Genomic DNA, 12,359 nt, shown 5'->3' with positions numbered 1-12,359 from the left:
CCATCCAGCACCGCGCCGGCATGCAGACCTCCAAGACCATCGTCGCCGTCAACAAGGACGCCGAAGCCCCCATCTTCGACCTCGTCGACTACGGCATCGTCGGCGACCTCTTCGACGTCGTCCCCCAGCTCACCCAGGAAATCAACACCCGCAAGGGCTGAGCTTCTCCGGGCTGGTGACGGGGCCGCGTGGTGATCTTCACCGCGCGGCCCCGTTCGCGTACGAGGGACCATTGACGCGGGTGACGAGCGCGGATAACTTCGCTATACGGATTCTTGATTCCGTGAAGCGGAAACTCGCGAACGAACGTCGAGCGTGTGGAGGGTGCAGGAATGGGTCAGCAAGAGAAGGTGGCAACGAGCCTCGCCGGAGCGGTCAGCGAGGGCATCAGCGCTTCCCTCGCCCCGGTGGACGCGGAGCTGGAGCGCCGCTACCCCGGAGACCCCGGCACCCGGCAGCCCGTCCACACGGTGTACGTCCCGGGTGAGCAGTTCGGCGCCGACACCATCCGCACCTGGGGCGACCAGGCCCTCGCGATGCTGGACGAACACGCCCCGGACGCCGCCTCCTTCGCCGCCGTGCTCGGTCTGAGCGACGACCTCGCGGAGCCCGTCTACTCGCGCGTACGCGCCAAGCTGGAGCGCGAGCCCGTCGAAGACCTCCGCATCGACTTCGAGGACGGCTACAAGGGCGCCGACGAGGACCAGGACGCCGCCCGCGCGGCCCGTCTCGTCGTGGAGGCGTACAAGAACGGCACCGCCGCCCCGTACATGGGCATCCGCATGAAGTGCATGGAGGAGCCCGTACGCGACCGTGGCATCCGCACGCTCGACGTCTTCCTGACCGGTCTCATGGAGGCGGGCGGCCTCCCCGACGGGCTCGTCCTCACGCTGCCCAAGGTGACGTACCCGGAGCAGGTCACCGCCATGGTGCGTCTCCTGGAGGCCTTCGAGAAGGCCCACGGCCTGGAGGCCGGGCGCCTCGGCTTCGAGATCCAGATCGAGACCAGCCAGTCCATCCTCGGCTCCGACGGCACCGCCGCCGTCGCCCGCATGATCGAAGCCGCCGAGGGGCGCGCCACCGGCCTGCACTACGGCACCTTCGACTACAGCGCCTGCCTCGGCGTCAGCGCCGCCTACCAGGCCAGCGACCACCCGGCCGCCGACTACGCGAAGGCCGTCATGCAGGTGGCCGCCGCCGGCACCGGCGTCCGCGTCTCGGACGGCTCCACCAACGTCCTGCCCGTCGGCACGACCGCCAAGGTCCACGACGCGATGCGCCTGCACTACGGCCTCACCCGCCGTGCCCTGGCCCGCGCCTACTACCAGGGCTGGGACATGCACCCGGGCCACATCCCCACCCGCTACGCCGCCGTCTTCGCCTTCTACCGCGAGGGCTTCGAGGCCGCCGCCAAGCGCCTCTCGGCCTACGCCCACCACGCGGCGGACGGCGACGTCATGGACGAGCCCGCCACCGCCAAGGCGCTCGCCGGCTACCTGCTGCGCGGCCTGGACTGCGGCGCCCTCGACACCGGCGAGGTCACCCGCATCACCGGCCTCACCCTGGCCCGCCTCCAGGGCTTCGCCGGCCCGCGCCGCGGCGACCTGACCGCGCAGGAGCGCTGACCGTCCCGGTGCTGTGACGCCGTTCCGGCTCTGTCACCGCTGCCCCGTACTCTGGACGCCACTTAACTGGCGTCACAGGGACGGGGCAGCGGTGTCTTCGGGGGAACAGGAAGAGACGGACGGAGGCGGCCGCCTCCTCGCCGGGCGGTACCGGGTACGGTCCCGGCTCGGGCGCGGCGGCATGGGCGTCGTATGGCGGGCCTTCGACGAGGTGCTCGGCCGCGAGGTCGCCGTCAAGGAACTGCGCACCTACACCGACGCCGCCGGACCCGAACTGGCCGACCTCGGACGGAGAATGCAGCGCGAGGCCCGCGCCGCCGCCCGCGTGCGCCACCCCGGAGTCGTCGCCGTGCACGACGTCACCGAGGTCGAGGGCCGCCCCCTCATCGTCATGGAGCTGGTCGACGGCCCGTCGCTCGACGACGCCCTGCGCAAGGATGGCCCGCTCGACGCGCGTGAGGCCGCCGCCATCGGCGCGAAGGTCATGGACGCCCTCTCCGCCGCCCACCGCGCCGGGGTTCTGCACCGGGACGTGAAGCCGGGCAACATCCTGCTCGACCGCTCGGGCCGCGTCGTCCTGACCGACTTCGGCATCGCGACGATGGACGACCCGGGCGACGGCTCGGACACACACCTCACCCGCAGCGGCGAACTGGTCGGCTCCCTCGACTACTTGGCCCCCGAGCGCGCCCAGGGCCAGGACCCCGGACCCGCATCCGACGTATGGGCCCTCGGCGCCACGCTGTACGCGGCCGTCGAAGGAGCCTCCCCCTTCCGCCGTACGTCCACGTGGTCGACGCTCACCGCGATCGTCGTCGACCCGCTGCCGGAACCGCACCGTGCGGGCCCCCTCGCCCCCGTGCTCCGGGAGTTGATGCACAAGGATCCGCAGGCGCGGCCCGACGCGGAGCGGGCGCGGCAGCTTCTGGAGGCGGTCGCCGCGATGCCGGGCGACACTGCGACCGCCGCGCTCCGGCAGCCCGCGCCACGCCCCCGCGAGACGACGGTGCGTCCTCGCGAGACGACGGTGCGCAGCGTGCCGAGTGCGCCGCCGCCCGGCTTCGGGCCCCCGCCACCGGCCGCCTCCGACGTGCCGGCCGAGCCGCGGGGGCCCCGTCGTGGGCGTGTGCTGCTCGCCGTGGCGGCCGTGATCGCCGTACTCGGGGCGGCCGGTGCGACCGTGGCCGCGATCGACAACGGGCCGGACGGCCAGCGGACCGGTGCCGCCGCCTCGGCCGGCGCCACGACGGGCGCGCCGGAGCCCGACCGCAGCCGGGCCGACCTGGGCGGGGCGGGCGGCACGGGCGATCCGTCGGGCCAGGGCCACCAGAAGTCACGGGCGCCGGGCGACAGCAAGACGTCCCACAAGCCCGACCCGAAGCCGTCCGCCACCCGGCCCGCGCCCTCCGCCTCCGCCCCGGCGGCGCCCCGGCCCACGAAGAGCGGCGGTGCCGCGGAGGGGCCGGGCCCGTCACCGGCCGCGCCGGCCTGCCACCCCGCCGGCGGCGGCAAGTACGACTGCACGGTGTGGCGCACGTCCGACTCGTACACCGCCTCCGGCACCCGGGCGGGCGTGCTGAACGCCGGCACCAACTACTTTTACTGTCAGCAGAACCTGGGCCGCCGCGAGACGTACGGGCAGTGGACGAACGTGTGGTGGGCGAAGACGGACGACGACAGCGGCAATACGAACGTCTTCGTCAGTGACGTCTACCTCAAGGGCGGCGACAACGACGCGCCGCTCCCCGGACTCCCCGTCTGCTGACCGCTCGCCGAAGGGTCAACCGTCAGTCGGCCGGGGGCAGTTCGCCCGAGCCGCGAGTGATCAGCCGGGTCGGCAGTTCGATGCGCTCCGGCACCACCGAGACACCGTCGAGCTGACGGAACAGGCGCTCGGCGGCCGTGCGGCCGAGCTGCGCGGCGTCCTGCGCCACGACGGTCACCCCGGGGCGCAGCAGATCGCCGAGTTCGATGTCGTCGAAGCCGACGAGCGCCACGGGGCGGTCGACCTCGGACAGGACGCGTACGACGGTCACCGTCACACGGTTGTTGCCCGCGAAGATCGCGGTGACCGGGTCGGGGCCCGCGAGCATGTCCTCCGCGGCCTTGCGCACCCGCACCGGATCCGTGACGCCGAGCGACATCCAGGCGTCCTCGATGGCTGTCCCGGCGTCCTCCATCGCGGCCCGGTAGCCGCGCAGGCGCTCGGCGGCGGTGTGGATGCGCGGCTGGTCGCCGATGAAGCCGATCCGGCGGTGGCCGTGCGCGATCAGGTGCGCGACGCCGTCCCGCGCGCCCCCGAAGCTGTCGGAGAGGACCACGTCCGCGTCGATCTTCCCGGCGGGACGGTCGACGAACACGGTCGCGACGCCCGCGGCGATCTCGGGCTCCAGGTAGCGGTGGTCGTCACCGGCCGGGATCACCACGAGCCCGTCCACGCGGCGCGCGCAGAGCGCGAGGACGAGCTCCTGCTCACGCTCCGGGTCCTCGGCGCTCGACCCGTTGATGAGCAGGGCGCCATGAGCGCGCGCGACCTCTTCGACGGCCCGGCTCAGCGGCCCGTAGAACGGGTCGGCCAGATCTTCGAGCACGAGACCGATGCTCGCGGTCCTGCCCTTCCTGAGGACCCGGGCGCTGTCGTTGCGGCGGAAGCCCAGGGCCTCGATGGCCTCCTGGACGCGGCGCTCGGTGTCGGGGGTGACCCCCGGTTCGCCGTTCACGACGCGGGACACCGTTTTGAGGCCCACCCCGGCGCGCGCCGCGACGTCCTTCATGGTCGGGCGGTTGCCGTAACGGCTGTCGGGGCGGCGGGCGGTGCGGTCCACGGTGGGAAGTCCTGTCCTGTCGTCGCTGCGGTTCCAGGGGGTTCATGATGCTGTATGGGGATGTGGCGTCGAGCATAGGCCCTGGACAACGTTGTCAGATGCGGGAGAGACTATCCCTCGCCATTCTCCGACCTGCCTTTTCACCAGGAGATCTCACACTGATGCAGACCGACCTCGTCGCCGCGCTCGACATCGGCGGCACCAAGATCGCCGGGGCCCTGGTGGACGACCACGGCCGCATCCTGCTGCGCGCCCAGCGGCCGACTCCGGCCAGGGAGGACGGGAACACGGTGATGCGGGCCGTCGAGGCCGTGCTCGGCGAGCTGACGGCTGCCCCGCTGTGGGATCGGGCACGGGCCGTGGGCATCGGGAGCGCGGGCCCGGTGGACGCCTCCACGGGCACGGTGAGCCCGGTCAACGTGCCGGGCTGGCGCGACTTCCCGCTCGTCGAGCGCGTCCGCGCCGTCACCGGCGGCCTGCCGGTCGAACTGGTCGGCGACGGCGTCGCGATGACGGCCGCCGAGCACTGGCAGGGAGCGGCACGGGGTCACGACAACGCGCTGTGCCTGGTCGTCTCCACCGGCGTCGGGGGCGGCCTCGTCCTCGGCGGCAAGCTGCACCCGGGCCCCACGGGCAACGCGGGCCACATCGGACACATCAGCGTGGACCTGGACGGCGACCCGTGCCCCTGCGGCGCGCGCGGCTGCGTCGAGCGGATCGCGAGCGGGCCGAACATCGCGCGGCGCGCCCTGGAGGACGGCTGGCGACCCGGCCCCGACGGTGACCTGTCGGCGGCTGCGGTGGCCGCTGCCGCCCGGGCCGGCGACACGGTGGCCGTCGCCTCGTTCGAACGCGCCGCGCAGGCGCTGGCCGCGGGCATCGCCGCGACGGCCACGCTCGTGGAGATCGACATCGCGGTGGTCGGCGGCGGGGTCGCGAAGGCCGGAGAGATCCTCTTCGCCCCGCTGCGCCGTTCGCTGCGCGACTACGCGACGCTGTCGTTCGTGCGGCGGCTCACGGTGGCCCCGGCGCGGACGGGCACGGACGCGGGCCTGGTCGGAGCGGCGGCGGCGGCGCTCACGCGGGACCGGGACGTGTCACCGCTGTGAGGTGGTGCCCCCGCTCCGAGGCTGTACGGAAAAGGGGGCCGGTTCCGGCACACCGGCCCCCGAGCCGCTAACAGGTCAGCACCGCGTCCCCCCAGTCCGCGTGGTCGTAGTCCACCCCGTCGCCGCCGTCGGTCACCACGAGCCGCACCACCTGCGCGCCGCTCACGTCGGCCGAGAGCGCCTGGGCGGCGTCCGTGTTCGTGAGGACGCCGGTCGACGTCACCTTCTTGCCGTCGGCCCAGATCTCGAACGCGACGGTGCCCCTCGCGCCCGTCTCGTCGTCGACGCCCACGTGCGCGGTGACGCGTGCGCACGAGCCGCCCGTGTAGTACTCGACGGCACTGTCCGCGTGTACGCCGAGCCCCTTCGCGTAGACCACCCCACCGATGCTGATCGGGTGGCCGTCACCCGCGGCGCTCTCCCCGTTGCTGGTGTTGCGCTCGACGGGCCCCCATCCGTTCGTCGTGGACAGCCAGGGCAGATCACCGAGGGACGACGCGCCGGCCGGTGGCGCGACCACGACGTGCGCGGTCAGCGGCAGCACGCTCGCGGCGCGCGTCCCGGTGGGGGAGCGGTACGTGGCCCTGAGCGACAGGTCGTACGCGCCGGTCGCGGTCCCGGCCGGAGCGGTCACGGTCCAGGACGTGGTGAGGGCCTTGCCGGTCGGTACGGCATCGGTGTCCGTCGGCGAGGACGGCTCGACGCTCCATCCGGCGGGCCCGCTCAGCGCGACGGAGACCCGGCGCGCGGGCGTGCGGCCCAGATCGGTGACGGACGTCGTGAGTGCGGCGGGCTTGCCGGCTTCGACGAACGGCGTTCCGCCCAGGCCGAGTTCGACGGCGGGCGGGTTCGCGGCCCACTTCTCGTCGGCGGAGACCCGTACGAGTACGGTCCCGTGCGCGGGCACGGTCGCCGAGACCGTCCCGGCCGTGTTGTAGCTCTGGTGCTGCCACAGGTCGCGCACCGTGTAGGCGTCGGCGTCCGGCAGTCCGACCGCGTGGGCCGACGTGGCGATCCGCTGGGGGCTGCCCGACTCGTTGAAGAGCGCGACGACGCGGCTGCCGTCCTGCATCTCCTTGTCGACGACCCAGCGCCCGCCCTCGGAGGAGAGCACGGTGCCCTGCTTGCCCAGGGGGTCCTGGTCGACGGCGATGACCTCGCGGTTGCTGAGGATGTCGAGGGTCTCGGCGGATGCCTTGCGCAGGTCGGTGCCGATGAGGAGGGGCGAGGCCATGACCGACCACATCGAGAAGTGCGTGCGGTACTCGGTCGCGGTCATCCCGCCGTTGCCGACCTCCAGCATGTCGGGGTCGTTCCAGTGGCCCGGTCCCGCGTACGGGGCGAGCGGCAGGTTCTGCTTCATCAGGGACAGCATCGAGCCCCAGCTGTCGCTGATGTCACCGGTGGTGCGCCACAGATGGCCGACGTCGGCGGCCCACTCCCAGGGCTTGTTGGAGCCCCACTCGCAGATGCTGTAGACGATGGGCCGCCCGGTGGCCTTGAGGGCGTCGCGCATCGTGCGGTAGCGCTGCTTGGCGTCGACGCCCTGGTTGTTGCAGTTGTCGTACTTGAGGTAGTCGACGCCCCAGTCGGCGAACTGCTGGGCGTCGCTGTACTCGTGGCCGAGGCCGCCGGGGAACCCGATGGAACTGCATGTCTTCGTCCCCGCGCTCGTGTAGATGCCGAGCTTGAGGCCCTTGGAGTGGACGTAGTCGGCGACGGCCTTGATCCCGTGGGGGAAGCGGACGGGGTCCGGTACGAGCTTGCCGTTCGCGTCGCGCTGCGGCAGGGCCCAGCAGTCGTCGAGGTTGACGTACTGGTAGCCCGCGGCCTTGAGGCCCTTGTCGACGAAGAGGTCGGCGATGCCCTTGACCATCGACTCGTTGAACTCGGCGCGGCAGTGCGTGGAGTTCCAGTTGTTGAAGCCCATCGGAGGGGTCGCGGCGAGGCCGTCGGCGAGGGTGGGTGACGCCTCCTGGGCGGTCGCGGCGGGGGACGTGGCCGGTTCGGGGGCCGGTGGCGCGGCGACGGCGGCGGGAGCCGTGACCCCGGCCGCGCACAGCAGCCCGGTGGCCAACGCTCCGACGACTCTTCGGCGGGTGGTGCGTGAGGTGCGGGTGGGAAGGTGACGCATCGTGACGTTCCTCCGTACTCGCGAAAGGTGGGGTGACGGCGTGTTCGCGTCAATGGTGCGGATTTACGGTAGGGCGTGTTGGACTCTGTTGGAAGAGATGCGGTAACGGTTGGCCGATGTCCTGTCAGAACCCTTGACCCTCACGGGAGTTGGGAGTGGGATCCAACCCTCGCGTTCGGTTGTGTTGGGTTGCACCCCGAGGAGGGGGACATGGCACAGTCATCGTTCTACGGTTCCGGCGCGCCCCGGAGCGCGACGGGACATCGGATGTCCCGTCGAGGTGTTCTGCGCGGTGCGGCCTTCGGCGCCGGGGCGCTCACGCTTCCTGCGCTGCTCACCGCGTGCGGGAGCGGCCCGGGAGGCGACAAGAAGACGGTCACCGTGGGGTCCAACGCCTCGGACGAGGTGCCCAAGAAGGCGTTCGCGGCGGCCTTCGCGGCGTACGAGAAGAAGTCCGGGAAGAAAGTCGACGTCAACACCACGGAGCACAACGAGTTCCAGACGAACATCACGCGCTATCTCCAGGGCACCCCGGACGACGTCTTCATGTGGTTCGCCGGCTACCGCATGCAGTATTTCGCCGAGAAGGGCCTGCTGCGGGACGTGGACGACGTCTGGAAGGGCTTCAAGGGTTTCTCCCAGGCGCTCAAGGACCAGTCGACGCACGGCGGCAAGCAGTACTTCGTGCCGTACTACTACTATCCGTGGGCCGTTTTCCACCGTAAGAGCCTCTTCGAGAAGCGCGGCTACGCGCAGCCGAAGAACTGGGACGACTTCATCGCGCTCGCGAAGACGATGCACAAGGACGGCACCCCGGTCGCGTTCTGCGACAAGGACGGCTGGCCCGCGATGGGCACCTTCGACTACATCGACATGCGCCTCAACGGCTACGACTTCCACAAGGGCCTGATGGCGGGCACCGAGTCCTGGACCGACACCAGGGTCAAGAAGGTCTTCGACCTGTGGCGCGAACTCATGCCGTACTACCAGAAGGGCGCGCTCGGCCGGACCTGGGAGGAGGCCGCGCAGGGCCTGCAGAAGCGCCAGACGGCAATGGCCGTCTTCGGCATGCCGCATCCGGGCCAGCAGTTCCCGGCGAACGAGCGCGGCGACATCGACTTCTTCGCGTTCCCCGAGATCGACCCGCAGTACGGGCAGGACGCGGTCGAGGCGCCCATCGACGGATTCCTGGTCGCCAAAAAGTCCAGGAATCCCGACGCGGCGAAGGCCCTGCTCGGATACCTCGGCACGCCCGCAGCCGAGGACGTCTATCTGGCGGGTGACCCCAACAACGTCGCCGTGAACGACGGCGCCGACACCTCCAAGTACAGCCCGCTGCAGAAGAAGTCGGCCGAACTCGTCTCCGGGGCCAAGCAGATATCGCAGTTCATGGACCGCGACACCCGGCCCGACTTCGCGCAGACCGTGATGATCAAGGCGCTTCAGGACTTCATCGCCGACCCGAAGGACGTCGACGGTCTCGTCAACCGGATCGAGCGGCAGAAGAAGGAAATCTTCTCGTCCGCCGTCAGCTGAGCAGTGGGGGAATGCGTTCCGTGGCGACCGACACCGCGCGGCGCGCGGGACGGCGAGGGCGGCGGCGGTTCACCCGCCGTGACCTCGCCGTCCTCGTCGTGCTCCTGGGAATTCCCGTCGCTCTCGACATCGTCATCATCTGGGGCCCCACGCTCGCCTCCGTCGGCCTGTCCTTCACTTCCTGGGACGGCATAGGCGACATCCACTGGATCGGCGGCGAGAACTACAAGAACCTCGTCGACAACTATCCGCCGTTCTGGCCGGCCGTGCGCCACAATCTCCTGTGGCTCGCCTTTCTCGGCCTGGTGGCCACGCCTTTCGGTCTCCTCCTCGCGGTCCTCATCGACCGGGGAGTCCGTTTCAGCCGCTTCTACCAGTCGACGCTCTATATGCCGGTGGTGCTCTCGCTGGCCGTCGTCGGATTCATGGCGCAGCTCGTCCTCGGTACCGATCAGGGCGTCATCAACACCGTTCTCGACAACCACGAGAACCCGGTCGACTGGCTCGGCGACTCCCGCATCAACATCTGGATGATGATGCTCGCCGCGAGCTGGCGGCACACCGGATACGTGATGATCCTCTATCTCGCCGGCCTCAAATCCGTCGACCCGACGCTGAAGGAAGCCGCCGCGATCGACGGGGCGAACGCCCGGCAGACCTTTCTGCGCGTCGTCTTCCCGACCCTCCGCCCGGTCAACGTCATCGTCGCCGTCATCACCGTCATCGAGTCACTGCGCGCCTTCGACATCGTCTACGCCGTGAACAAGGGCCGCAACGGCCTGGAACTGCTGTCCGTCCTCATCACGGACAACGTCATCGGCGAGGCCAGCCGCATCGGGTTCGGCTCCGCCATCGCGGTCGTCCTGCTCACGGTCTCCCTGGGATTCATCGTGACGTTCCTGGTCCAAGAGCTGCGAGGTGCGCGCGACCGATGACCGCCGACATCCGTACGACACCTGCCGCCACCCCCGGACGCGCGAGGGCCGGCGACGACCGGCACCGCGAACGCCCGCGCCGGCGCGGCCGCTTCGGCGTGCACCTCTTCCTGACGGCCGTCTCCCTCGCGTTCCTGGCACCGCTCCTCCTCGCGGTCTACGCCTCGCTGCGGCCCTACGAGGAAACGGCGCAGCACGGCTATTTCTCGCTGCCCGAGCACCTGTCCTTCGACTACTACCGCCAGGCCTTCAGCGACTCGGGAATGGGCCAGTACTTCAAGAACACCCTGATCATCGCGGTCCCGGCCGTTCTGATCACCCTTTTCCTGGCGTCGTTCGTGGCGTTCGCCGTGTCCCGCCTCAAGGTGCGCGGCGGAATGGTCCTCCTGATGTTCTTCACCGCGGGAAACCTGCTGCCACCCCAGGTCATCGTCACACCGCTCTACGTGCTCTTCCTGAAGATCCCGCTGCCGTGGTGGATGTCGGACTCACTGACGATGTACGACTCCTACTGGGCCGTGATCGTCGTCAACATCGGATTCCAGCTGGGATTCTGCGTCTTCGTCCTGGCGAATTTCATGCGGACGCTTCCCCAGGAGATCCTGGAGGCGGCGATCGTCGACGGAGCGGGCCTGTGGACGCAGTTCTGGCGCATCACGCTGCCGCTGTGCCGACCCGCCCTCGCGGCGCTCGGCACGCTCGAATTCACCTGGGTCTACAACGACTTCCTCTGGGCCCTGATCTTCATCTCCAACCCGAACAAACTCCCCATCACGTCATCCCTCAACAACCTCCGGGGCCAGTTCTTCACGGACTACAACCTGCTGGCCGCCGGTTCGGTCCTCGTGGCGCTCCCCACGATCCTGGTGTTCCTGCTCCTGCAGAGGCACTTCATCGCGGGACTCACGCTGGGGTCGAGCAAGGGGTAGCCATCTGACCTGGGCCTTCCATCCGCCACCCCAGAATGGGCTAGAACCGCCAGACGACGTCGATGGTCTGGCGGCCTGGACCGTCGCGGTCCGCGCGACTGCGATGATGTCTAGCCAGTATTTGGTGGGCGACGTGGCGGGTCGGGCGCAGGCGATGGCCGTTGTCACCTGTTGTCCCCAGCGTCTTGTACGTCCAGCGGGCGCCGGGCGGGGCCGTGGCCGTCCCGTCTGACCTGCCCGAACACGACGTCGGCGAAGTGGATGCCGAAGCCGATCGTGTCGGGCTCTTCCAGCTCGGCGATGAGACTGCGGCGGTGGTAGGCGGAACGGGCAGGGTCATGGTCGTAGACGCAAGACCATTCAGGGTGGTCCACCTGGATCGGTGAATGCATGGAGTCACGAAGGCAATCAGACGGGTCCCGCCTCCTGTGATGGTGAACTCCGCGTGCCCTGCGGTGCGGCCGGCGGTGATCCGGACCTGCACGCCGGGGAAGATCTCCTGTCCGTCGGCCACCGTTCGGACGGGCGATGCGAGGGGCTCTGCGACCAGACAGTCGGCGTGGGCGAACACGGGCCTGTCACCGCCTTTGGCGGGATGCGAAAAGGCTCACCGCCCGCTTTTTCTGGCCTGCCGTCCTTGCTGCGGGAGCTGATCGCCGTCCTGATGCGGGCCTACTACTCTCCCGTCAGCATCTGCCCTACGCGAGGTCCTTGCTCCGATTGGCATTGAAGCGCGCCTTCTTCTGGCGATTTCCGCATGTGTTCATGTCGCACCATCTACGGGTGCGGCTTCGGCTGGTGTCGAAGAAGGCGGCTTGGCATGTCGGTGATGCGCACAAGGCCAGTTTTCCGTCTCGTTCGCCGGCGATGATGCTGATCGCGTCGGCGGCGATCACGCTGAGGGCATCTTCCACGCGGGAAGCTGAGCCGAGCTGCCATTGCCGCTTGCCCTCTGGCGTCAGGGTGGCCGCTGCCCGCCCCTGGGTGCTGCAGTCATTGATGACCTGGACGGCGGCCGCAGGGAGAGGCTCCTGGGCAGCGGCCGCTGTCGCGGCGGCGTGGATCGACTCCCTCAGTTCCCGGGCCAGTTCGAGCTGGGTGGTGGTGCAGGAGTCCACGGCCAGGCCGTACACCGCCAGCCAGTCGACGAGTCGCCGCGGTGTGGGAATGCGCTCCACGGCATCGCCATGACGCTCAGACAGGGTCCCCGTGAAGCTGGTCGCCAGCACGGTGCCGAGGCGGAAGTCAGGGAATCCCGAACGCATG

The 12,359-nt window shown here is 70.0% G+C and carries 10 protein-coding genes and 1 pseudogene; 7 read left to right on the top strand and 4 right to left on the bottom strand.

The window, feature by feature from the left end; all coding sequences use genetic code 11:
- The 3 genes and pseudogenes from EOT10_RS23690 to EOT10_RS23680 all read left to right on the top strand — a co-directional run.
- Nucleotides 1-161: pseudogene (locus tag EOT10_RS23690) on the top strand (electron transfer flavoprotein subunit alpha/FixB family protein); the annotation flags it as partial.
- Nucleotides 162-332: 171 nt separating this feature from the next.
- Nucleotides 333-1,625: a DUF6986 family protein gene (locus tag EOT10_RS23685; protein ID WP_127830298.1), complete on the top strand. Its 1,293-nt coding sequence runs from the start codon at nucleotides 333-335 to the stop codon at nucleotides 1,623-1,625.
- A gap of 91 nt (nucleotides 1,626-1,716) precedes the next feature.
- Nucleotides 1,717-3,390 (top strand): serine/threonine-protein kinase, encoded by a 1,674-nt coding sequence (locus EOT10_RS23680; RefSeq protein ID WP_127830297.1) that lies wholly within the window; start codon nucleotides 1,717-1,719, stop codon nucleotides 3,388-3,390.
- Nucleotides 3,391-3,412: 22 nt separating this feature from the next.
- Here EOT10_RS23680 and EOT10_RS23675 read toward each other — a convergent pair whose 3' ends face one another.
- Nucleotides 3,413-4,450, bottom strand: a complete 1,038-nt coding sequence (locus EOT10_RS23675; protein ID WP_127830296.1) for a LacI family DNA-binding transcriptional regulator — start codon at nucleotides 4,448-4,450, stop codon at nucleotides 3,413-3,415.
- Between the two features lie 161 nt (nucleotides 4,451-4,611).
- On the opposite strand from EOT10_RS23675, the gene EOT10_RS23670 reads away from it, so the two are divergent.
- Complete coding sequence (locus tag EOT10_RS23670) at nucleotides 4,612-5,559, top strand: ROK family protein (protein WP_127830295.1); 948 nt, start codon at nucleotides 4,612-4,614, stop codon at nucleotides 5,557-5,559.
- 67 nt (nucleotides 5,560-5,626) lie between these two features.
- Here the strand turns inward: EOT10_RS23670 and EOT10_RS23665 are convergent, their stop codons facing one another.
- Entirely contained in the window at nucleotides 5,627-7,693 is a 2,067-nt protein-coding gene (locus EOT10_RS23665) for an NPCBM/NEW2 domain-containing protein (RefSeq protein WP_127830294.1), read from the bottom strand.
- 267 nt (nucleotides 7,694-7,960) lie between these two features.
- On the opposite strand from EOT10_RS23665, the gene EOT10_RS23660 reads away from it, so the two are divergent.
- The 3 genes from EOT10_RS23660 to EOT10_RS23650 are packed head-to-tail and all read left to right on the top strand — an operon-like array spanning nucleotide 7,961 to nucleotide 11,093.
- Nucleotides 7,961-9,229, top strand: a complete 1,269-nt coding sequence (locus EOT10_RS23660; RefSeq protein ID WP_127830327.1) for an ABC transporter substrate-binding protein — start codon at nucleotides 7,961-7,963, stop codon at nucleotides 9,227-9,229.
- Between the two features lie 20 nt (nucleotides 9,230-9,249).
- The gene (locus tag EOT10_RS23655; protein ID WP_127830293.1) at nucleotides 9,250-10,164 is read left to right on the top strand and encodes a carbohydrate ABC transporter permease; all 915 of its coding nucleotides are present in this window, start codon (nucleotides 9,250-9,252) and stop codon (nucleotides 10,162-10,164) included.
- Nucleotides 10,161-11,093: a carbohydrate ABC transporter permease gene (locus EOT10_RS23650; protein WP_127830292.1), complete on the top strand. Its 933-nt coding sequence runs from the start codon at nucleotides 10,161-10,163 to the stop codon at nucleotides 11,091-11,093. The genes EOT10_RS23655 and EOT10_RS23650 overlap by 4 nt, the downstream gene beginning before the upstream one ends.
- A 164-nt stretch (nucleotides 11,094-11,257) precedes the next feature.
- Here the strand turns inward: EOT10_RS23650 and EOT10_RS43175 are convergent, their stop codons facing one another.
- Nucleotides 11,258-11,485, bottom strand: a complete 228-nt coding sequence (locus EOT10_RS43175) for an MBL fold metallo-hydrolase (RefSeq protein WP_431313317.1) — start codon at nucleotides 11,483-11,485, stop codon at nucleotides 11,258-11,260.
- Between the two features lie 306 nt (nucleotides 11,486-11,791).
- The gene (locus EOT10_RS23640) at nucleotides 11,792-12,358 is read right to left on the bottom strand and encodes a CGNR zinc finger domain-containing protein (RefSeq protein WP_127830291.1); all 567 of its coding nucleotides are present in this window, start codon (nucleotides 12,356-12,358) and stop codon (nucleotides 11,792-11,794) included.
- Between the last annotated feature and the right edge of the window lies 1 nt (nucleotide 12,359).

Origin of the sequence: Streptomyces antnestii, assembly GCF_004005495.1 — a bacterium.
Classification (GTDB): Bacteria; Actinomycetota; Actinomycetes; order Streptomycetales; family Streptomycetaceae; genus Streptomyces; species Streptomyces antnestii.
This window is presented reverse-complemented; position numbering and strand designations above follow the sequence as displayed.

Excerpts from the sequence above, each read along its gene's own strand:
- EOT10_RS23685 (WP_127830298.1), top strand. The coding sequence starts at position 333 with ATGGGTCAGCAAGAGAAGGTGGCAACGAGCCTCGCCGGAGCGGTCAGC.
- EOT10_RS23670 (WP_127830295.1), top strand. The coding sequence starts at position 4,612 with ATGCAGACCGACCTCGTCGCCGCGCTCGACATCGGCGGCACCAAGATC.
- EOT10_RS23665 (WP_127830294.1), bottom strand. The coding sequence starts at position 7,693 with ATGCGTCACCTTCCCACCCGCACCTCACGCACCACCCGCCGAAGAGTC.
- EOT10_RS23660 (WP_127830327.1), top strand. The coding sequence starts at position 7,961 with ATGTCCCGTCGAGGTGTTCTGCGCGGTGCGGCCTTCGGCGCCGGGGCG.
- EOT10_RS23650 (WP_127830292.1), top strand. The coding sequence starts at position 10,161 with ATGACCGCCGACATCCGTACGACACCTGCCGCCACCCCCGGACGCGCG.
- EOT10_RS43175 (WP_431313317.1), bottom strand. The coding sequence starts at position 11,485 with ATGCATTCACCGATCCAGGTGGACCACCCTGAATGGTCTTGCGTCTAC.
- EOT10_RS23640 (WP_127830291.1), bottom strand. The coding sequence starts at position 12,358 with ATGCGTTCGGGATTCCCTGACTTCCGCCTCGGCACCGTGCTGGCGACC.